The organism is Nitrosomonas supralitoralis (assembly GCF_003011925.2).
GTDB classification, from domain to species: domain Bacteria; phylum Pseudomonadota; class Gammaproteobacteria; order Burkholderiales; family Nitrosomonadaceae; genus Nitrosomonas; species Nitrosomonas supralitoralis.
This window is the reverse complement of sequence record NZ_PXXU01000041.1, coordinates 1-22,726: the sequence shown is the minus strand read 5'-3', so window position 1 is coordinate 22,726 and position 22,726 is coordinate 1. Positions and strand designations below refer to the sequence as shown.

Genomic DNA, 22,726 nt, shown 5'->3' with positions numbered 1-22,726 from the left:
ATCTTCATTCAATTCATTACGTATCAATTATGTTTTGAGATAACGCTTTCGGGTGTTGATTGATAACCCAAATATCCTTGTGCGATTCTGTAATATACCCGTCGTAACGGTATATCTTCGCGCATGATTATCATGCTCTGTACTGGACCCGGTTGATCAAGCATCGAAGTAATATCATTGCCTGAACGATCGTATTCAACTTGTTGCTGATCCATCCCAACCAGTATAATCGACCGGGTAGTTGGCGGTTCTGCTGGATGCCAGAATTGATACATGGCACCGCTATCGCCAAACATATTACGCGAGCGAATATCCATAGGCTCATCTTTTCGGTTGTAAAAAAACAAAGTGCTCGCAATTGACCATTTGTTCATACCTACAACAAGCGGTTCCTGTCCCGACTGGAGTCGCACTTCTTCGACGATTTGTTCGATTTCATGGGTTGTTTCTCGCCAGAAATAATATTTCATAAATGCTGGATAGGGAATCCCTGGTATACCCAGTACGACATAGTGCAGTATGAATGCATAGACAAACATGCAAGTCACAATTGTAGGTCGCCAGGCTGCCTGTAAGCGACCTTTGATACTGCGCAAGTCAACATTCTGTCCCATCATCCAGGCTATCGTTGGCAGAGCCGCAAGCCACAATGGGGCCGTCCAGTGAAAGCGCAGCGAATCGAACATGCTGAGAACAAAGAATACCGCCAACGGTGTGCCAGTGAATATCCATACAAATAAACGGCGTCGGCGTGCCGATTGGCTGTTGTCGTGCTCGCTACCTGGTCGCAACGCTAGTGCCGCAGCGAGCAAACCGACAGGCGTCAGCAGTACCAAAAGATTAACAAATAGAAGGTGTGTTGAGAATTGATCATCACCAACACCCTTGAGTCGCGATGACTGAAATGATATTGATGCCCACTGATGCTCCATATTCCAGATAATGACAGGTAAAAATAGTACCAAGGCTAGCAGTGCCGCAAGATAGGGGTGGGGACGACGCAACCAGTGACGGGCAATTGGATCCAGAATTACAAACAATAACGCCGCGATTCCCAGCAGACCCAGCGTATATTTGGATAGAATACCCAGACCAAATGCGATTCCCATGCCTAACCAGGCTGAACTATGGCCTGCAATCAGTGCGCGTTCCATGTAGTACAGCGTAGCAGCCCATGCGGCCAGCAGAGGTGCATCCGCTGTCATCACTATGCCAGTAGCAAAACTAAATGGCAGGATAGCCAACAACAGCACTGTACGCATAGCAGTTGATTTGTCATACAAATTCTTTGCCAGAGCATAAAGATAGCCCATGGTTATCAAACCACTGAGGAATGCGCCGATCCGCACGCCGAACTCATTGTCCCCCGCAATCGCGGTACCCAGCCAGATCAACCACGCAACCATCGGTGGGTGATCGTAAAAACTTAAATCCATGTGCTGAGCATAGTTCCAATAATAAGCTTCATCAGGAATCAGTTGGGCCTGGCCGAGATAGATCAGGCGCAGCAGTATGATAAACGCCACGACTCCGACCGAGGTTACACGCCAGCGTATGTCCAAAGAAGGTGAATTTTTGTTAACGGGAAATACATAAAAAGCATGCCCCAGATAGTTGATTGCGGCTGTTGCAGCAACAGCCGGGAAAATAGCCAGTAAGGGTGGTATATGCCAGCCATAGACGAGCCAAGCCAGCACGCCACCACGCATCAGCAACGCCATGACACTGACTGTCAAAAAACGGCCCAACTGATGCCATCTTAAAGGGTCTGAGTGCTGTGACTGGAATGACCATTTTAAATTCAGGGTGTAATTCACCGCGGTGGCTGCGAAAAAGCTCATGATGTGAGCCAATGAAAGTCCTGCGCCACTGTATATCAGCAATTGGAATAACCCAATATCAATAATTATGCTGAACAGCCCAACTGCCACATACCGGTTGGCTGTGCCAATAGCAACAGAACCGCCGGCGAGTGTCATCAGTCGCTGCAAATAAATCCACTGGTGAGAAAACGATAATTTCGAGCTTCCGTGCGTCCGATCATGAAAACAGATGGGCACCTCCACCACCTTGAGTTTGCCTTGTCCAGCCAGCAGCAGTTCGAGCAGTATTTTGTACCCGTGAGCATGTTCAGAAATTGTCGACGCTAGCTCCCGGCGAAATGCAAAGAATCCGGAAGTTGCATCGCTAACATCGCAGATCGGACGTGCGAGCCAACCACCAATGCGTGATAGCCATTGCCGATGCAGCGGCCACCCTTCAATGCCACCGCCCGGAACATAACGACTGCCGATAGCGACGTCATGACTTCCGTCCAATACCGGCGCAACGACAGCATATAGCCGCTCGGGTGGATGACTCAGATCAGCATCCATTACCACGATAACATTACTTTTTGCCACCGCGACCCCAGCCAAAATTGATGCCGTCAGATCTGGCTTTGATTTGCGTTCCACAAGCCGCACATTCGCTTTCTCTTCCCATGCATGTACCTTATCAGGAGTACCATCCTGAGAGCCATCGTCAACAATAATGACTTCAAAGCTGCCGGATGCTCGATTCAATGCAAATAGGCGAGTTAATATGGGATCAATGTTGTCAACTTCGTTGAGGGTGGGGATTATTACCGAAAATTGTGTCAAGGATATCTCTGATAAATGAGTATTTAATATTTATGAATATAAGTAGTTTATGTGTCTCTATATTTGTACAATTTTCAGTAAATTGAATGAAATCAGAAAATCTACAGGAGCTGTGCAATCAGATGCGACATAAAGCCTTTATCTGCTCAAAAAGGCATAAACTGTAATATGTTTCTTAGACATAGTAAACAACCCTCTTAGGGCCGCGAGGTATTATATAAAAGCTCAAGCTGACGCGATTGTTCTCTTGGTTTATTTGATTCTTGCATACCTCTCAACCACTCTTTAATTCACTCTTTCCCATACAGTTTCAGCATAAATGGCCATTTGTTCAAAACTCACCACCCTAGCAGGCCGTTGAAAAACTATCTGCGTTGCCGCTACGGTGTAAACAACAGGCTCAAAATGTTCATTTATTAAGCATAAACTGCACTTTATCGCCTGTTTTGGTTCCGTGTAAGCTGCCTCGAAAATGTTTTTCAACGGCCTGCTAGGGAAACCCTATAAAAGCCAATCTGCCATTCCAAACGTGATGAAGAATTCTAAGTAATCAGCACTAGGGATTTCTTGTTGCAAACGAGATGACAATTATTCAGAGAATCTCTAGAGCACGTTTCAATCCCGGCTACCTCTTAAATAATTCTCATGCTGTAATGCTTTTGAACACACAGACCATCTGACACGGGTGTGATTTCAGGATGTGCCATGCAAAATAAATGCACGTGTTCTTATTTGCTCAAACTTAATATCATATCACTTGTCGATTTATTTTGTGAGGTAAAAAATATAATAATTTCATCACATTAAATTCACAATCATGCCTGTATTATGAATTTTTAATTCTAGCTGAACCTTAAATCTGAATCATCCTGAAGTTGTGAAATGGCTGCTGATTAGAATAAATTGGAATATGACGATGCAATCGATTCATTATTGATCTGCTTTGATTAATTAACTGAAAGAGGCGCATAAAGATGGGTGTTGATTTAGGTATTGATAGGATTACTCGGGATCTGAGCGGCGCGATATTGATTTTTACTCGGTTGTCCAAGAATGAATCAGCGGCTACTTCAATACACCGATGCTTCCAGTATGAAATCTTGAACGGAGCTAAATTAAGTGATCGCCTTGCAATGATTGTAGCTTTGCCATTTGTACCATTCGTGATCGCTGCGCTGGCAATGATTTTTACTATGCTTAATGGACGCGCCATAAAGAAGCGGACAGGGAAAAGTATCGTTCGACAATTTTGCGAGCAGTTTTCGCTTGCTGCCCGTTTCGCGATCCTGCCGCCCTGGTACTATATTTTTGAATTACATGACGATGATAAAAGAAGTCGTGCTGGAGAATACCTAAATCGCTTTGAAATGAAAGCGGGGCTTTATCGATTCTTGCGCGATTACAATGGAGGGTTTCCTATTCCCGATGAGCGCAGTACACTTTACATCAAGTATAAAACCAGCTTCATGGCGCATTGCCATAAATATGATGTTGCAACGGCATCTATCCTTTGGATAGTCAAAGAAGAGCAAATCATACCGGTTGATTGGAAAAAATCTGATTTTCCTGATTTTGATCTCTTTGTTAAACCACTGAATGGGCAAGGTGGAAAGGGCGCTATGCGTTGGGATTATATGGGTTCCGGAAAATTCGTATGTAGCGATGGTAGAAGCGCAATGGGAAGCCAAGTACTCGAACTTTTGCGGCAAGACTCAAAGCATACAGCTTATATCGTACAGCCACGACTGATAAATCACTCAGATCTAACTGATCTTGCTTATGACACCCTGGCGACCATTCGTGTTATGAGTTGCCGTAATGAAGTAGGGGGCTATGAAGTGACAGATGCAGTGTTCCGTATGAGACAAAATAGCGCTACTATTGTTGACAATTACCATGCTGGTGGGATTGCAGCAAATGTCAATATTCAAACCGGGATACTAGGAAAAGGTACGCGAGGAGCTTGGGGAGTAGTTACGGATGGCTGGTACGAGCGGCATCCGGAAACTAATGTTATGATCTTTCAACGTAAAATCCCATGCTGGGTAGAGATGATCAATTTTGTGCAACATGCGCATTGTAGCCTTTTCCCCGATCAAGTTGTGATCGGCTGGGATGTTGCTTTACTTGAGAGCGGTCCTTGCATGATCGAAGCTAACAAAGCACCTGATCTAGACATAATACAGCGGACCCGGGAGGGTCCAATAGGCAATGAACGGCTTGGAGAATTGCTGGCATTTAACCTGAGACAAACAGTTGTTGCCAAGTATGCTGAACCAGAGGTGCATCCATTATGCTGATAACTATTTCTATAACTATGGGATGCTGGAAACGGGCCTATGACAATTATCTTCTGAGTAAAAAATGATGATGTGGCGATATCGTTATTCTTGCTAACCGACTTTTTATACTTCTGGAAATAGTGCACAAGTCATGGTAAATGAAGATCATATTCTAAAGTCTGATGAAACTGAAATTCCGAACATGCTAACGATTGAACCTGGGGCAGATTTATCGGTGCCGGAGGTGCAACGCACGGCCATAGATACACTGGAAAGTGGCGGAGTCATTTACCTGCCCAAAGGCGGTTTCGAACTATCTAAGCAAGAGCGAGCATTGATATTAGATACAGCTAATATCCTGACACGAGTCCCCGATATCGAGAACGGTAAACCGACAATTATTTTCGATCCGAAGCGCGGGCGTATCAAGAAGTATCATTATGCGCAAATACACGGGAAGATGATGCGAGCACAAATCAAAGACTCAGCACGATCTGATCTTGAAGCAATTATGGCGCGTTATGGGAAGTGGGCTGAGAATGTAATTACCCAATTATTTCCCTGCTATCAACAGGCATTAGATCGCAAACGGGTTACCTATCGACCTTTTTCGCGCAATAGCACTCAGGCGCTGCATATTGATTCAAGTTACGGATACCCCACTCAAGGTCGCAGTATGTTGCGCGTTTTCACCAACATCAATCCTGTCGATCGAGTGCGTGTCTGGCAACTCGGCGAACCGTTTGAACCATTTGTAGAGCGTTTTCTGCCTGCGGTGCAAGTCAGAGAGCCTTCCTGGTTTTTTGTCATGCTGGTTCGCCTTGGTATCATCGATGGTGCCAAGACCAAATATGATCAGTATATTGCAGCACTACGTACTCTCGGCATGCGCGATAAAGAGTACCAGGAATCAGCGCCGCGCAAACTAATGGAATTTCCAGCGGGATCGAGCTGGATTGCAATTACTGATCTGGTATTACACGGTGCGATATCGGGACAGCACAGTCTCGATCAGACATTCTATCTGCCTGTGGAAGCAATGAATAATCCGTTACGATCTCCCTTGCGTATCTTGGAGAGGCTAACGGGAGAGACTCTGGCTTGATGTGAGTGTTGACTGCCGGATGCTCCACGTCCTCTGCTGATCTGAAAGATAGTGATCCAACCCTGCCTGGTCTACAGGTCGTTGGAAAGCTATCTGCATTGCTGCTACGGTGTCAAAAACTGGCTCCAAATGCTCATATATTAAGCATAAACTGAGTTCTTTCGCCTGTTCTTGACTTGTATCAGCTGTCTTGGAAATAATTTTCAACAGCCTGTTAATAGCCGTATCAATGAATTGTTGCCATTACGCGAGAGTTTATTAAAAAGACTACTGCACAACACTACTGTCCCGTTAACTTTCACACCAAGTCCATCTGGTAATTGTTAGCATTTTCATCTATGAGTGGATCACCACGCAACAAAGCCATGAGGTCACGTTTTTCAAATAGATTGAGCTGCAATAATCGCAGAATTTGTTGCATGCTTTTGCTCATCTTTGACTGTAACTTGAAGAATTCTAATAGCAAATATACTCAGTTGTGCAGAGGTCTTTGGTATGTTAATAGGCAGATGCCATTGCAATCATAGGACAAATGCGTCTTTTAAGCCGACAATGATCGGTGAAAGTAATTGTTCTCGTGATTTCAGCAAGAAAATTACTAAAAAAAACTCTACTACAGTAAATTTAACAAATTTGAAAATTCGTTAAATTTTGCAAAGCCCTCATTAAAACTATACGCTGATTAGTCAGTGTAATAATGAATAGTCGTGGTTATGAGAATAAAATTCTTTCGACTAAAGTTCCTACAATCCTTAGTTTATTTCTAAAGCATGTTTTGGAGGTGTTTCTTTAGTTAAATGAGTTGGTTAGTTCAGTATTGCCAGTTGTGCAGTTAGATGGTCGAGTTTTTTGTTAAACGCAACTAGACGGTCTTTTTCTTGTGCGACAACAATGGCAGGCGCTCGTTCTACAAAACTAGGATTGGAAAGTTTAGTTTGAGCTTTGGATATTTCTACTTGAATGCGGGTAATTTCCTTGGATAAGCGTTCGCGTTCCGCTTCCACATTTACCTCGATTTTCAGCATTAATTTAAAATCCCTGACAATTGCCACTGGAGCATCTGCCGCAGATAATCCATCTGTTTGAATCTCTATATTTGATAATTTAGCTAATGAAAGCAAGTAGGGCGAGAAATTTGACAACGTTTGTGAATCGCCATAGGCCAGAAGCGGCACCTTGAGTGCGGGTGATAGTTTCATTTCACCGCGCAGGTTACGGCAGGCATTGATTATTTCTTTGAGTAACAGGATCTCTTCAATAGATTGTTGATTGATTTTGGTTGTATCAGCAATCGGATATGGCTGGCACATAATGCTTGCGCCTTGTTTTCCTGCAAGCGGCGCAACTTTCTGCCATAGTTCCTCGGTAATGAATGGAATGATAGGATGTGCCAGCCGTAGCATGGTTTCCAGCACACGCACTAGCGTTCTGCGTGTTGTTCGTTGAATCGGATCTTGCGGGCTGTTTAATTGTACTTTGGCCAGTTCAACATACCAATCACAATATTCATCCCAAACCAGTTCGTAGATTTCACGTGCTAAAAGATCAAAACGATACTGAGTAAATGCCAGTTCAATAGCTTGTTCAGCTTGTTGCAATCGACTGATGATCCATTGATCGGCTGCAGAATAAGTGAGTGGTAAGGTTTCATCCAATCCCGTATCTTTGTCTTCACAATTCATTAGGACAAAACGTGTTGCATTCCAGAGTTTGTTACAGAAGTTCCGGTACCCTTCACAGCGTTGCAGATCAAATTTAATATCTCGACCGTGCGAAGCCAGACTGGCAAATGTGAAACGTAAAGCATCGGTTCCAAAAGCTTGTATCCCTTCGGGAAAATGTTTGCGGGTATTTTTTTCAATCGATTCGGCTTGCTTGGGATTCATCAGTCCGGTGGTGCGTTTTGAGATCAAATCGGGTAGGGTAATACCATCGATCAAATCCAGAGGATCCAGTACATTCCCTTTGGATTTGCTCATTTTCTGACCTTCGGCATCGCGAATTAGGCCGGTAATATAAACTTCCTTGAAAGGCACTTGGTTGGTGAAATGTAACGACATCATCACCATGCGTGCTACCCAGAAGAAAATGATGTCAAATCCAGTAATCAATACCGATGTGGGCAGAAACGTTTTCAATTCGGGCGTTTCCTCCGGCCAGCCCAAAGTAGAGAATGGCCAGAGTGCAGACGAGAACCAGGTATCCAGCACGTCATCCTCTTGTTTTAGGTTATTGCTACCGGAAAGTTTCTGTGCTTCTTCCAGACTATGCGCAACGGTGACGTTGCCATCTTCGTCATACCAAGCAGGGATGCGGTGTCCCCACCATAATTGGCGCGAAATACACCAATCCTGAATGTTTTCTAACCATTGATTGTAAACATGTGTCCAATTTTCCGGCGTAAACTTAATTTCGCCATCGGCAACGACTTTTAAACCTCGTCCAGCCAGACTTTCCATTGCGACATACCATTGATCAGTCAGCATCGGTTCAATGATGGCATTGGAACGGTCTCCTCGCGGAGCCATCAACTTGTGAGGTTTTGTTTCAACCAAAAAGCCACGCGCATCCAGATCGGCAATGATTTTTTTTCTGGCATCAAAACGATCCAAACCTTGATATTCGGTTGGAGCCATGTCATTGATTTTTGCGTCCAGGGTAAAAATGTTAATGGGCACCAAATGGTGCCGCTGTCCCACCAGATAGTCGTTAAAGTCATGAGCCGGAGTAATTTTTACGCAGCCGGTGCCAAACTCCAGATCGACATAAGAGTCCGCGATAATTGGAATGGTGCGTTCACATAGTGGTAGTCTGAGGTGTCGCCCAACCAGATGTTGATAACGTGGATCATCGGGATGTACGGCCACGGCCACATCACCCAGCATGGTTTCTGGTCGGGTAGTGGCGACAATTAAAGCGTTCGTTTGTTCTGTGCCAGAACCATCCGTTTGTTCCAATGGATAGCGAATGTGCCACAATGCGCCATTTTCTTCAGTTGCAACGACTTCCAGATCGGATACGGCAGTTTGCAAAACAGGATCCCAGTTCACCAGTCGCTTGCCACGATAAATCAATCCTTCACGATATAGACGAACAAATACTTCAGTGACAGCACGTGATAATGCGTCATCCATGGTAAAACACTCGCGTGTCCAGTCACAAGAAGCACCCAGACGCCGCATTTGCCGGGTGATGGTAGAACCAGATTCTTCTTTCCATTGCCATACCCGTTCTAAAAATGCTTCCCGGCCTATTTGGCGTCGATCGAGATTCTGTTGATCCAGTTGACGCACAACTACAATCTGCGTGGCAATACCGGCATGATCAGTACCGGGTTGCCACAGAGTGTTGCACCCCCGCATACGGTGATAGCGCGTTAGTGCATCCATTAAGGTGTGCTGGAATGCATGCCCCATGTGTAATGTGCCCGTAACATTGGGAGGTGGCAGCATGATGCAATAGGCGGAGCGATCTTCAGTGGCAGTAGGTTTGAAATATCCGGCTGATTCCCATTCGGAATACCAAAGATTTTCTATGCGCTTAGGGTCAAAACTTTTTTCGAGATCCATGAAATTTAACTGGTGTAAGTGTCGCTGACAAGACCACTATTATAGCGGATAGGTATACCCGTGCGTGCGACAAGAAGCATATGTTGCTTAGATGCAATCGATATTAAATGCTACAGAGTTATAGGTGTGATTATTATATATACTTGCGGCGGTTATTTGATTTGATTAGACATGCGTGCTTCTAAAGCATTTGCCAGTGCTTTTTTATTCAGGATATCCATTTCGATATTAGCATCTTTTAGTGCAGCATCAAGTATTCGCTGGATCGGTGTTAGACGTGCTGGTTGCGGCTGTATTACTGACGGATGAAGGACTACAACTTCGCGTAACAGCGGTATTGTACTGGCATCCACGGATAATGCTTTGTCGACATTCTGCGCTCTTGCAGTGGGGGTTAAGCTGCTTATTGCAGGAGTGATTTTACCCTGAGTCTGATATTTGTTAAGTAAGCAGCGAAATTTCTCCAGTATTGCAGCATCATCAACATCAATTAAAGGTTTATTTTCATCCATCATAGAAAAAACAACTGTAGGTGCCTAGTTAGTCATTTAAATGGTAATGTTGTATCTCATAACCGGCATTCTTATAAAACCGGTAACGTTCGCGAGCTGCTAGTTTGTCTTCATGGGAAGTGCCTGCGATTTCAATTAATCGCGTGAATTGATCAATTAAATGTGGAGATTGATTATGCAGATTAATTAGCACATCAAACGGAGGATTGACTTGAATTTGATTGCATAATATCACCGGTGTTGCGCTAATCAATTGATCATCCTCTAGAATGCTGCAATGTGGTATAAAGCTGGTAGGTGAAAACGTCCATAGTAACTCATCTAATTGATCTAATGTTGAAATCTCAGGCGTGTAAACCAGTACCTTCTTTTTTTGCTGCACTGCCTTGGCACAAAGCCGACAGGTTGTCTGTAACTTATCGTTTGATCCCGAATAGAAAAGAATTTGTGTCATAAAAAATAATGTATTGACTTTACGCTGGTTGATGACTCATAGCGTATGAGAGCAATGAGCCAGCTTAACCTGGAAAGGTTACTAAACAAATTCGTTACTGGTTGAATTTATTGATCAACAAAACTGAAACAATTCTAATCAGAGGCCTTAGCTTGCGCAATCAAAAATTGTGTTAATAGCGGTACTGGTCGACCGCTTGCTCCTTTGTCTCTACCTGATTTCCAGGCTGTTCCTGCGATATCCAAATGTGCCCAACGGAATTTCTTAGTAAAGCGGGATAAAAAACAGGCAGCTGTGATGGTTCCAGCAGCTCTTCCACCGATATTGGCAATATCTGCAAAATTGCTTTTCAGCAGATCCTGATACTCATCCCCCAAAGGTAGCTGCCAGGCGCGATCAGCTGCTTGTTCTCCGGCAGCCAATAATTCGTGCGCTAGCTTTTCATCATTACTCATCAGTCCGGTTGTGAAATTACCCAGTGCAATTACGCAGGCGCCTGTTAAAGTCGCGATATCAATCACCAGTTTTGGATTATAGCGTTCGGCGTAAGTTAATGCGTCACATAAAATCAAACGTCCCTCTGCATCGGTATTTAGAATTTCAATGGTTTGACCGGACATGCTGGTTACTACATCTCCAGGTTTGGTCGCGCGTCCGCTCGGCATATTCTCGGTTGCTGGAATGATTCCGACCAGATTGATCGGCAATTTCAGTTCAGCAACTGCAAGTAACGTTCCAAATACGCTGCCAGCTCCACTCATGTCGAATTTCATTTCATCCATTTCAGCAGCAGGCTTCAGTGAGATGCCACCCGTATCAAAGGTCACTCCTTTGCCGACTAAGACAATTGGATTTTCTTTTTTATTCAGTCCATAGTATTCCAGCACAATTAACTTTGCTGGCTGCTCGCTGCCGCGGGCAACGGCGAGGAAAGACCCCATACCTAGCTTCTCCATATCTTTTTCTTCTAAGATGGTTGCTTTGAGCTTATGCGTCTTGGCAAGCTCTTTAGCTTCTGTGGCAAGATAAGTAGGAGTGCAGACATTCGGCGCAAGATTGCCCAGATTTTTCGTTAGGCTCATGCCATGAGCAATTGCCAAACCTTGTTGCATAGCCTGTTCACATGCAGCTAATTCAGCTCGATTATCGATGCAAAATATCATTTTGCGTAATCTACTCTGATTGTTTTCTGGCTTGCTTTTCAACTGATCAAATCGATAAGTGCTACTGATCGAAGTAATGATGGTTTGAGTAATTTTCCATTCATTCGTCCGCTCCTTAACGGGAAAGTCAGATAAAAACAATATGACATCAGTCACTGCCGTTTTTTGCAAAGCGCCTAAAGTAGAATTGATCGCCGCTAAGAATGTTTTTTCCTTAAATTCTTGCTCCTTGCCTAATCCAATTAACAAAATCCTTTTAAAGTTTGTGTCCGGGACATTGTGAAGTAGCAATGAGGTATTCACCTTTCCGTCCATATCACCAGACGTAAGTATGCTTTTAATATAGCCTTGTGTAATTTTATCTAATACTTTTGCCGATTCGGTCATTTTTCTAGATTCAAAAATACCAATTACTGCACAAGCACTCCGTTGTTTTTCGGGGGTTGCAACTTTAATTCCAAAATCCACGTTTAACTCCTTTATCAAGAAAATTCTTGCGAACAATTAATTTATTATTTATCCAGTTGATTGTCTTATAACTGCTTTGTTCCAAATAATCAAAACAATTTCTTCTATAATCTAATAGCATGCAGATACATTGGAAGAATGGATAACTGATGTGAATTCTGCAGTATGGTGAATGATTTCCATCAGTTAACGCAGATAGTCTTTATAGAAATCAGCAAATATGCTATTTTTCATATTATAATGAAAACATAATCAGTATGTTAGTCAATATTATATAAGCATTATCTGATAATAAGGGCGGTAAGTGATTGATGATGCATTGAAAAGAAGGTTAGATTTTTGTGCGACGTTACCGAGTTTACCTGCGATCGCTGTTAAAATAATTGAAATGGCCAATGATCCGGATGCCGATATTGGAGCGATCTGTAAATATATCTCATTGGACCCTGTGCTATCTGCAAAATTACTTCGAACAGCTAACACGCCTTTATACAAATCCCGCAGGGTTGCAACCAATATCCGGCAAGCTGTCAGTATCCTTGGTACGCATACTGTTCTTGTTATTGCCTTATCCTTTTCCTTAACAAGTTCGTTAATAAAAATCGCTTTGCCGGGGCAGAACTGCGCTTTTGATAATAATGGTTTTTGGCGTAGATCGATTGCAACGGCACTTGCCAGTCGTGCGCTTGGAGAAAAGCTTGAACTCAATTTTCTGGATGATTTATTTCTAGCGGGTTTGATTCAAGAAATTGGAATCCTTACGTTTTGGATCATTATGCCAGAGGAGTATGGGAAAGTTTTTGCATCAACTACCGACCACGATACATTGCTTATTAATGAACGTGAGGCATTTGGTGCTGGACATGATGAATTAGGTTATGCTCTGCTCAAGAAATGGCATATTCCTGATTACATTGCTTTATCCTGTATTAATAGCCACAGCCAGCCGGAGCCTAAAAACATAGGTCCAACCTTGCAAGCATGTTTGGCTGTTTCTCGTTACTTGGCGGATTATTTTTTGTATCCGCACGATGCTGAGAAAATTGCCGCTTTAAATCAAGCAGCACAAAACTGGCTTGGATTCGATACTAATGTACTCATTGACGTTATTAAAATTATGGAAGTTGGGTTGAGTACGGTTGAGGATTTATTTGAAATGACGCTGCATAATTCGTCAGAAGTCAATGGGATTCTGGCTGAAGCCAAAGAATTGCTGCTGATCCATAGTCTATCCAGGGCGAAGGATTTGGAAGACAAGACGCAACGTGATGGATTGACAGGTGCATATAATCGCACTTATTTTGATGAAACATTGCGTCGAGAATTTAATCTGGCAACGCAATATAATTTGCCTCTGACAGTTGCGATCATTGATCTTGATCACTTTAAGCGTGTCAACGATACTTATGGTCACGTTGCAGGGGATTCACTGTTGGCCACTGTGGTAAAGACGATTTTTGACCAGATCCGACAGGATGATACGCTGAGTCGATATGGTGGGGAAGAATTTGCTTTAATTCTTCCAGGAACACCGCTTTCTGCTGCGAGGAACCTTATTGTGCGCTTAAAAGATTCGATTGCAGCAATTGCATACAAATTTGATAGTAGCAGCACTATTCATATTACCGCTTCAATTGGAGTTGCTTCTTTTTATGAGAATGCAGCATTTTTTCACGATGCAAAGGATTTAATTAAGGCCGCAGATTCTGCACTCTATGCAGCAAAACATGCAGGACGAAATCAAGTTATTGAATGGAGTCCTGATTAGGTCTATCACTAAATTATGAATTTAATCATTCAAGGTCTGGAAGTAAATAACAGCGATTTGCGATCTATCGCTAAACTGTCCCATGCAGATGGAATTGAGCGGATTACCGGTCAAGCCTTCCGTTTGACAAATGCGATGTATTCTAATGATATTCCTGACTATTGCTTGCAATCGGAATTGGATTTTGCATTTGTAAAACCTGGGCAAGAGCTATCTGATATTAAACTGATTGTGATGGATATGGATTCTACGTTACTGGCAATTGAATCCATAGACGAAATTGCTGATATGCAAAATATCAAACCTCAAGTTTCTGCGATTACGCAGCAAACGATGAAAGGTGAAATAAGTTTTGAAGAAAGTTTGACACGCAGAACCTGGCTATTGCGCGGTTTGCATCAAGATACATTGCAAAAAGTTTATGATGAACGTGTCAGGCTTAGCTCTGGTGCCGAGAAAATGTTACAACAAGCTAAACGATTCGGCATAAAAACCATGGTGCTATCTGGTGGTTTTACATTTTTCACCGAACGGATTAAGGAAAAACTGGGGCTTGATTTCGCGGCTGCCAATGTGCTGGAGATTGAAAATAATAAGTTGACCGGAAAAGTGGTTGGAGAAATTATTGGCAGAGAAGGAAAGGCGCAAGTATTAAAACAAGTGCGTGATAAACTTGGACTGAAGCGTGAACAGATCATTGCAATTGGGGATGGCGCGAATGATCTGGGCATGATGGCCGAAGCAGGAGTCAGCATTGCTTATCATGCCAAACCCATTGTCAAACAGCATGCGACGTATTCGATTAATTATGTGGGGTTGGAGGGTATCATCAATTTGTTTGCATGAATTGACTGAATTCTTTGATAAAGTGTGTAGCTAGTAATTGGGTTCATACATCAATGACCTAACATAGCCACTAATATCTTCCGGCAAACTCAAACTTGTTAGTTCTTCACGAATAGCTACGTGGCAGACAGCTACAGCGATGGCGTGAGATACTTCGCGTACTCGAGACAGCGCGGGATACACTGAACCACTATGGATTTCTTGTTCCGAAACAGTGCTTGCCAATACTTCAGCGGCTGCCAGAAACATACTTTGTGTTACTAGCCGGGCGGCACTGGCATAAATACCGAGACCTATACCTGGAAAGATATAAGCATTATTGCCTTGAGCAGGCTTAAATAAGTGATCTTTGAACTGTACAGCGTTAAATGGGCTGCCGCTGGCAAAAATGACCTTCCCATTGCTCCAATGATAGGCCTGTTCAGCCGTGCACTCTGTGTGCGAGGTTGGATTCGATAGGGCTATAATAACTGGGCGTTCATTAACTGAAGACATTTTACTTATAACAGCTTCAGTAAATGTTCCAGCTACGCCGGTTGCGCCGATCAGCACATCGGGCTTGATTTCATTGATGGCGTCAACAAAACTGCAAGCAGCGTGCTCATGAGCAAAAGGTTTTATGCGTGGTTTAATGTTTTCGTTGCGCGCGGTAACAAGTCCTTTTCTATCAATAAACCAAAGTCTTTTCTGTGCCTGCGATCTATTTAATCCAGCTGCACGAAATGCATCCACTGCCAATTCCGCAGTTCCACTTGCTGCAGATCCTGTGCCTAGAAACATGATGTTTAGATCAGTGAATTTTTTCTTGGTAATTCGGCACGAGGTATAAATACCTGCCAGAGTAACTGCTGCAGTTCCTTGTATATCGTCGTTAAAACAACGTACTTTCTGAGCATAGAGATCTAGAAATTCAAATGCATGGGGCGACAAGAAATCTTCAAACTGTATCAATGCACTTGGGTAACGTAATTGCACTGCTTTGACAAACTCATCCACCAATGAACGATAGGCATCACCATTAAGGCGTGGATAGGGATAGCCTAGATATAGCGGATCTTCCCGCAAAGCTATATTGTTGGTGCCTACGTCGAGCATGACCGGCATACATTGCGCTGGATGGATACCGGAACATGCAACATAGAGGGCAACTTTCCCAATGGGAATTCCCATGCCATTGGCACCTAAGTCTCCCAGACCTAAAATTCGTTCTCCGTCAGTCACAACAATAACTCGAATATCTTCTTCGGGCCAGTTTTTTAGGATGGTGGCAATTTCTCCACGGTCTTCAGGTGAAATATAGAACCCTTGTGCGTTCCTGAAGATATGTGCAAATTCACTGCAAGCTTCTCCAACGGTTGGGGTATAGACTAACGGCATGATCTCATCAATATGATCAATCATGGTTCGATAAAAAAGTCGTTGATTGCGCTCCAGTAAGGCATTTAAAAATATATATTTCTCTATAGTGCTATTTTTACAGCGCAAACTACCCAATACACGTTCTATTTGTTTATCTATGCTTGCAACATCATAAGGAAGCAATCCCCGCAGGCCGTAAAGTTCGCGTTCTGCATAAGTGAATCCGGTTGATTTGGTATGAGCCGGATCTGTGAGAAGTGCTTTTCCACGTAAATTTTTCATAGTAATTGGGATCTCTTGAAAGACTTAACGATCATACTACTGTCTTGCTGTTCTGAGTAATTCTGAATAAATCCAAATTGGACAATTCAGGTAACGAAAGATAAACTCGATCGTTTCAGCTAGAAATACTTTAAGGCTTTTATTTTCAATACTTCTGTGAATTTTTGCTGAAGAATCAGTCGGATTTGAATAATCATAGCAAGCCTGTTGAGAATGCGAGTAGGTAACCTTGCGATTGTATTTGTGGAGCAAGGCCATGCAAACAAAATAGAACTTATAAGAATTACTTTCTCCCAACAATTGAATTATCTTTGGTTTAATAGTTCTGTTGTTAATAAAATTCTTAATTTATCTTAATCAATAACTTTAATGAGGTAACTGACAAATTATGAATCAAACACATTTTTCCACGCCTAATCCAGGTTTATATACAGAAGAAGATATAGCACAATTAGTGCAAGTTTTTTATGCAAAAGCCAGAAAAGATCCTTCGTTGGGTCCGATATTCGAGGCGCATGTGATTGATTGGGATGCGCATTTTGTGCAAATGACCAATTTCTGGTCAGCTCAATTACGTGGAACTAGCAGATTTCGTGGCGCACCAATGCCTAAACATATTGCGCTGCCAGAACTTAGTGCTGAATTATTTGAGCGCTGGCTTCAAATTTTTCGACAAACAACTGAGGAGCTTGGTAATCCGAATTTGCAGCAACATGCAAACTCAATAGCATCTTTTATTGCAGGTCGATTATGGCAGGGTTATCAAATCAGCAATTATCCAGATAAACGACCAGTGGCGATTCGTACTATATAACGTATGACGTGATCAAGGCCTAATTTGAAAAGTATTAAAAGCAAAATTATTGTTTTCTCTATTTTAGCTACGCTGATTCCTTCTGCAGGGCTGGGTATATTGTCGTTTCAACAAAACGAAACGATGATCAATGAAAACGTTACGCGCGAACTGCGTGCAATGTCTAATTATGCTGGTCGGGAAGCGGATTTGTGGGTTAAAGAGCAGATTCTAGTTGCTCGCGATCTTTCAACATCAATTTCAACCTCTAAGATTCTTATTGAAGGGTTGTCTATAGAAAGCCAAACGCAAAAAACTGAATTGGCAGCTCAGCAACGAGCTTTGGAGTTTTACCTGAAATCAGTGTATCGACGGCTAGAGAACGTATTGGAATTGACAGTGGTTGATGTAGAAGGTGAAATAATTGCAAGTAATGTGGCATCACCTTTTTCAGTTAAATTATCGCAAAGCTGGCCAGAAGATGCTTCCATTCAGGGGGATATATTGAATTCTCCTCAGTGGAGTAAAGATTATGCAACCGCAGTCTTTAGTGTTTCGGTGCCTATTTTGTCGATCGATGACTATATTCTGGGGGCGCTAATCGTGACATTTGATATGCGCGACATTCAATCAAGCTTAAAGGATAAAGCAAAATCTCCTCCTGGGGAGGTTTTGCTGTTGGACCAAGCTGGAAATATCATGTTGACCAGTGCTATCGGGATTCCGGGCGCCAATAAATCAGTGTCGTTTGACACCGATACAATGAAACGCCTGCAAGATAACCCAGGAAAGTACGAAATTTTTCTTGGCCCACTGCAAGAAAAGGTAGTCGGTCTGGCTTATGTTTCAGAGAAACCTTCTGTCACCATAATTGCGCTCAGAAACTATGAATCGATTTATTCGACATGGGAACAACAACGTGATTTATTTGCCGGTTTGGTCGGTATTATGATTTTTATCGTAGCTGCAATTGCTTTTCGCATGAGCCATGCCATTGTGGCCCCTTTGCAGAAACTAATTAGCGCAACAGAGAGAATTGTAAAGGGTGATCTGAACGTCGAATTGAACAATTCGCAGGACGATGAAATAGGGCAGCTTACGCAAAGATTTAATCAGATGACTGATAAGCTGCGGCAAAATCAGCTGGAAATAAATGCGGCGAGCGCTGCTATGCAGAAAAAGAATCAACTATTGGAAACGCTATCGGTTACCGATAGCCTTACAGGACTTTATAACCGCAATAAACTGAATGTGATCCTTAGCGATCAACTTGCTCGATATGGGCGGAATAAACGACCTTTTGCTGTACTGATGATTGATGTTGATTATTTTAAGAGTTTGAACGATAACCTCGGACACGTGGCAGGCGATGAAGTCATAGCTGCTGTAGCGAAAAAGATTTCACAGTCAATTCGCAACGTCGACTTTGCGGCTCGTTATGGTGGGGATGAGTTCATCGTTATTCTGACTGAGACCTCCGTGAACGAGGCGGAGAAAACTGCGGAACGTATACGAATGCAGGTGGCTGATGTGCATTGCAGCTCTCTAAATAAAATGCTGAGTGTTACGCTAAGTATCGGGATTATTCAAAGTGAACCAGAAGACATATCTTTGACGATGCTGCTTTCTCGAGTTGATAGTGCGTTGTACCAAGCAAAGCATGCCGGACGCAATCAAGTCTACTGTGTTACTCCTAAATCTAGGGTAAAACAGCAGCAACATAGTTAAACTATGGATCGTTATTTTCTCTTGCCTCAAGTCCTGCACTAAAAAGCCATCCTTGCTTCTGGTCAAGATGAACTCGTAACCATGAGCCTAGACTCGCATTAGCTGACACTGCTGTGTCTTTTTTTAGAGCACTGATTACCTTTGCATCGGCACTTGGAGACGTGCGCAAATTAACATTCGTTCTTGTGTGCAATTGTATCGGCGTATTGAACTCAAAAAAGTGATTATTCTCATCGGATGTTTTCTTATTGCCAGGATGAGTAATTAAATCGATCAGGTGTTTTGCTTGTGCAATGTAGTTCATGGCTGACGCAAATTGATCTTGAGTAAAAAGCACTGAAGCCGTTTCAACTAGATGATGTGCTTGTACTTGCAAGATTTTATCGGCCGCAGGGATTTGAACTTGTTTGAGGTTTTCCAGGATTACTTCGGTCTCTGCTATTGCGGAGGCGGTACTTGGTTTCGTTGCTAATCGATGCAGTTTTATTTGCGTTCGGGTTGCTTCCTTATTGACTTTTTGCAGTGTTTGCGCTTGGTTCTCTTGTCGAATATTTTGATTATTAATAATTTTATCCTTTTCTGCAATTATCTTCTCCAGACGATCAATTTCTTTTCTTAAGCCTTCATCCTGAGAAGGTGCTTCCGGTGCTGTTACAGTAATTGGATTTGGAACAGGTTCATGGAATGCACATCCGATCAAACTTAAGGTAAAAAGACAAAGTGTAAACCGAGTTAATAGTGAGTTAATAAGTCTGGTTGAGAAAGTTGGTGCAAATGAGAATAAAAATTTCATATTATTTATTTCCAATAATTTTGGATCACTCCGTATACCCTTACTTAAGGGTATACAATAGAAGTTGGCTCATTTTTGTCTGCAGTTAGATTGAGCTGTTGTTAAAGGAGTATGGATACAAAAAATTTTAATGTTTCTTAATAATCTCATAAATTAATTAAATAAGAGAAATTAACAAGAACAGTGTGCACTTAAGAATATCTTGATTTTACAGATTTAAATGGAAAAGTCGATAATCTAATGTGTTCTTTTATCACCGGTAGTGTTGGTTTTATAAATTAAATATTCTATTTTAATATTGTGCTGCTAAAACAATCATTGCGGATTGTCTTATATAAAAAGTCACAGACTGCTAAGAGTTGTCCGATGGAAACTTATATAATTGAGAGCAATCCTTTTATTGGATACTATCTTATAGGATGTTGTTCTCCAATAAAATAGTTGTATATTATTCTGAAAGCACACTAATCATAAAGAGTTTTTGTAGGAATAAATATAAAGAAAATAGCCATAATTCCGTAATTACCATTTCAAAAGTAAGGCTAAGAATGGTTTATAGAACAAAAATAAATCAGACCGCTGTTAGATAACTGTATAAATACTGTAACGATTTCTGCAAAGCTTATCAAAAAGGAATTGTAAGACTCGCATGAAAAGACCCTATTATTCATGACTGTGAGTAATCGTATGAAATCTTGTATTTATTGTTGATAATTACTAGGTCTGAATAAATTTGAGATCACTATACTAAATGTTATTGCTGATATTTATACAACTAGATTTTTTCGGGCAAGCGTACGGGAGATATTTATGAGTCAATATGCTAATGCTAGCCCTTCGGTGATTGCCCGTGAGACATTAAAACAACTTGCGATACTCAAAATTCCACCTACTCCTGAAAGTTATTATCAACTGTACAATCAAATAGCAGGTCATCGAGATAATAAGATTTTTGCTGTTACTGCAAAATTACTAACAGAATTGGCTGTGGAATTTCCGCGTCACACGCCGCCTTTACTTAATTGCGCTAATAATTTAGAGCAGGCTCTCAAAGAGAGGAGTTGGCCTGATTTTAAATCTGCATTGATAAAATGTATTGCAACTCTAACTACTTCCACAGAGACTATTCCACGGATTGGCACAACAAAATCCATACCTGCAATTTCCTGGGTAGAAGTGATTAAAACTCTATTCGATGAAATCGATAGTACAGAAAAATTTTCAGATGGTGCGAACAAAAGAAAAAAAATAACACAAGTACTTGATGAATTCTCTGGCAGTCCGGAACTTATTCATGACAAATTAATTGCATTAATGCAGTCATGGAAAGCGCCGGAGTCGATTTCTCAAGAGCCGGAGGAGAATATGGAAAATGTATCGATATCAACAAAAAATGCGTATGCTTTTGAGCAAACGCTCCAATTCAAAGCGGATATTCTGACGCAAGAATATGAAATCAGCGGTTACACAGATCAATTGCTAGAATTGCTGGCACAAATGCTGGAACAAATTATTGCCAATCAAGTTGAAGACAAAATTCTGGCTGAAGAAGCTAGAATACTGAGTAGGCAAGTTAAAAGAATTCAGAGCAGGCTAGAAATGGAACAGTTCATTGCCGATTTTCATAAATATTGTATTAAGCTAGAACTGGGTGATGAGAATAAAACTAATATACAGCAGAGTCTGCTTAAATTGTTAAGCATGCTTATGGATAATACAAGTGAATTGTTGTCGGAGGATCAGTGGATTAAATCACAAATTTCCAAACTAAAGAAAGTTATATCGAGACCGCTAGATAGGCAAATAATTGCGCAAGTTGAGTCCTCGCTTGGAGAAATAATACAAAGACAAGGCAAAGTAAAACAAGGTCTAAATAAGGCAAGGGAAGCCATGCGGCAAATGGTCACTTCTCTGATTTCAAATCTTGAAGAACTTTCAGATGCCGCAGGGGGATATCACGACAATTTAGGAAGTTACTCCGAAAGAATTAATCAAGCTAATGATATTGATGAGATAAACCAATTGCTTGCAGAGATAATGCAAGAAACTCAAAAAGTGCAAAATAATGTACTTAACTATCGTAATGATTTGATATTTGCGCGAGGAGAAATTGACAAAGCTCAAAATCAAATTAATCAGCTTGAAACACAGTTGCAGGAAATGAATGAGAAAGTGCATGAAGACCATCTTACGGGTGCATTGAATCGACGAGGATTTGATAATGCATTTAATCGTGAAGTTGCGCTTCTCGCTCGTAATAATGGAACGCTATGCTTTGCCTTATTAGATATTGATAATTTCAAGCAATTAAACGATACAAATGGACATGATGTGGGTGATGATGTATTGAAATACTTGGTAGAAGCAGTCAAAGAAACTGTGCGTCGAGAAGACGTGATCTCACGTTACGGGGGGGAGGAATTTGCAATTTTGTTACCTAATTCTGTGCTCAATGCAGCGATCTCAACAATTGCAAGAATACGTCGCTACCTAACCAAGAAATTTTTTTTGAGTGAGAATAATCGACTGTTAATTACATTTAGCGCCGGTGTGGCACAATATCGACCGGAAGAATCTCAGCAAAGCTTGTTTAAACGTACTGATGAAGCTTTATTTCATGCTAAAAGAAATGGTAAAAATCAGATCGTTGCAGCCAAAGAAACTGTTTCTGTTGCTGGAATTTGTAATATGTAATAATCTCATTTAGAAGCTGTTTGGCCATATCGCGCCGCTGCTGGGGCGTTACCACTTTTTTTTTCACGCACCTCCTGATGTAACTCGGGTTTTAACCGTTCTTCGGCATACATCTTTTTCAACCTGCTGTTATCATCTTCTATTTCTTTAAGCCGGGCTATCATGGGAGCATCCATACCGCCGTATTTGCTGCGGCATTTGTAAAACGTTGCATTACTCATGTCGTGTTCACGGCACAGCTTAGGCACAAGTACGTCTGGCTCCGCCC

At 41.9% G+C, this 22,726-nt stretch carries 15 protein-coding genes and 1 pseudogene; 7 read left to right on the top strand and 9 right to left on the bottom strand.

From position 1 onward, the window contains the following. Positions 1 to 23 precede the first annotated feature (23 nt). Positions 24 to 2,642 (bottom strand): glycosyltransferase family 39 protein, encoded by a 2,619-nt coding sequence (locus C7H79_RS12430; RefSeq protein WP_106707573.1) that lies wholly within the window; start codon positions 2,640 to 2,642, stop codon positions 24 to 26. Between the two features lie 974 nt (positions 2,643 to 3,616). Here C7H79_RS12430 and C7H79_RS12420 point away from each other — a divergent pair. Next, entirely contained in the window at positions 3,617 to 4,942 is a 1,326-nt protein-coding gene (locus tag C7H79_RS12420; RefSeq protein WP_106707571.1) for a sugar-transfer associated ATP-grasp domain-containing protein, read from the top strand. 133 nt (positions 4,943 to 5,075) lie between these two features. Beyond that, positions 5,076 to 6,029, top strand: a complete 954-nt coding sequence (locus C7H79_RS12415) for a Kdo hydroxylase family protein (protein ID WP_106707570.1) — start codon at positions 5,076 to 5,078, stop codon at positions 6,027 to 6,029. A gap of 298 nt (positions 6,030 to 6,327) precedes the next feature. Here the strand turns inward: C7H79_RS12415 and C7H79_RS19280 are convergent, their stop codons facing one another. From C7H79_RS19280 to C7H79_RS12395, 5 genes are all read right to left on the bottom strand, one after another. Continuing rightward, positions 6,328 to 6,450, bottom strand: a complete 123-nt coding sequence (locus C7H79_RS19280) for a hypothetical protein (RefSeq protein WP_258577643.1) — start codon at positions 6,448 to 6,450, stop codon at positions 6,328 to 6,330. Between the two features lie 385 nt (positions 6,451 to 6,835). Continuing rightward, positions 6,836 to 9,598, bottom strand: coding sequence for a valine--tRNA ligase (locus C7H79_RS12410; RefSeq protein ID WP_106707569.1), 2,763 nt, complete (start codon positions 9,596 to 9,598; stop codon positions 6,836 to 6,838). Positions 9,599 to 9,750: 152 nt separating this feature from the next. Next, the gene (locus tag C7H79_RS12405; protein ID WP_242447278.1) at positions 9,751 to 10,113 is read right to left on the bottom strand and encodes a hypothetical protein; all 363 of its coding nucleotides are present in this window, start codon (positions 10,111 to 10,113) and stop codon (positions 9,751 to 9,753) included. 25 nt (positions 10,114 to 10,138) lie between these two features. Next, entirely contained in the window at positions 10,139 to 10,564 is a 426-nt protein-coding gene (locus C7H79_RS12400; RefSeq protein WP_106707568.1) for a DNA polymerase III subunit chi, read from the bottom strand. Between the two features lie 134 nt (positions 10,565 to 10,698). Next, positions 10,699 to 12,195 (bottom strand): leucyl aminopeptidase, encoded by a 1,497-nt coding sequence (locus C7H79_RS12395; protein WP_106707567.1) that lies wholly within the window; start codon positions 12,193 to 12,195, stop codon positions 10,699 to 10,701. Positions 12,196 to 12,514: 319 nt separating this feature from the next. Here C7H79_RS12395 and C7H79_RS12390 point away from each other — a divergent pair, with 319 nt between their 5' ends. Together C7H79_RS12390 and serB are read left to right on the top strand one after the other, a co-directional pair. Next, on the top strand, positions 12,515 to 13,963 hold the full coding sequence (locus C7H79_RS12390) for a sensor domain-containing diguanylate cyclase (RefSeq protein ID WP_242447277.1): 1,449 nt from the start codon (positions 12,515 to 12,517) through the stop codon (positions 13,961 to 13,963). A 15-nt stretch (positions 13,964 to 13,978) separates the two neighbouring features. Further along, the gene (serB, locus tag C7H79_RS12385) at positions 13,979 to 14,809 is read left to right on the top strand and encodes a phosphoserine phosphatase SerB (protein WP_106707565.1); all 831 of its coding nucleotides are present in this window, start codon (positions 13,979 to 13,981) and stop codon (positions 14,807 to 14,809) included. Positions 14,810 to 14,839: 30 nt separating this feature from the next. Here serB and C7H79_RS12380 read toward each other — a convergent pair whose 3' ends face one another. Then, the gene (locus C7H79_RS12380) at positions 14,840 to 16,450 is read right to left on the bottom strand and encodes an NAD-dependent malic enzyme (RefSeq protein WP_106707564.1); all 1,611 of its coding nucleotides are present in this window, start codon (positions 16,448 to 16,450) and stop codon (positions 14,840 to 14,842) included. A 388-nt stretch (positions 16,451 to 16,838) separates the two neighbouring features. Here C7H79_RS12380 and C7H79_RS12375 point away from each other — a divergent pair, with 388 nt between their 5' ends. Both C7H79_RS12375 and C7H79_RS12370 read left to right on the top strand, forming a co-directional pair. Next, positions 16,839 to 17,264, top strand: a complete 426-nt coding sequence (locus tag C7H79_RS12375) for a group III truncated hemoglobin (RefSeq protein WP_106707563.1) — start codon at positions 16,839 to 16,841, stop codon at positions 17,262 to 17,264. Positions 17,265 to 17,288: 24 nt separating this feature from the next. Next, positions 17,289 to 18,971 (top strand): sensor domain-containing diguanylate cyclase, encoded by a 1,683-nt coding sequence (locus C7H79_RS12370; RefSeq protein ID WP_242447276.1) that lies wholly within the window; start codon positions 17,289 to 17,291, stop codon positions 18,969 to 18,971. A gap of 1 nt (position 18,972) precedes the next feature. Here the strand turns inward: C7H79_RS12370 and C7H79_RS12365 are convergent, their stop codons facing one another. Beyond that, positions 18,973 to 19,779, bottom strand: coding sequence for an SH3 domain-containing protein (locus C7H79_RS12365; protein WP_242447275.1), 807 nt, complete (start codon positions 19,777 to 19,779; stop codon positions 18,973 to 18,975). A 795-nt stretch (positions 19,780 to 20,574) separates the two neighbouring features. Here C7H79_RS12365 and C7H79_RS12360 point away from each other — a divergent pair. Beyond that, the gene (locus tag C7H79_RS12360) at positions 20,575 to 22,458 is read left to right on the top strand and encodes a GGDEF domain-containing protein (protein ID WP_106707561.1); all 1,884 of its coding nucleotides are present in this window, start codon (positions 20,575 to 20,577) and stop codon (positions 22,456 to 22,458) included. Between the two features lie 19 nt (positions 22,459 to 22,477). Here C7H79_RS12360 and C7H79_RS12355 read toward each other — a convergent pair. Continuing rightward, positions 22,478 to 22,726, bottom strand: a pseudogene (locus C7H79_RS12355) (transposase); the annotation flags it as partial.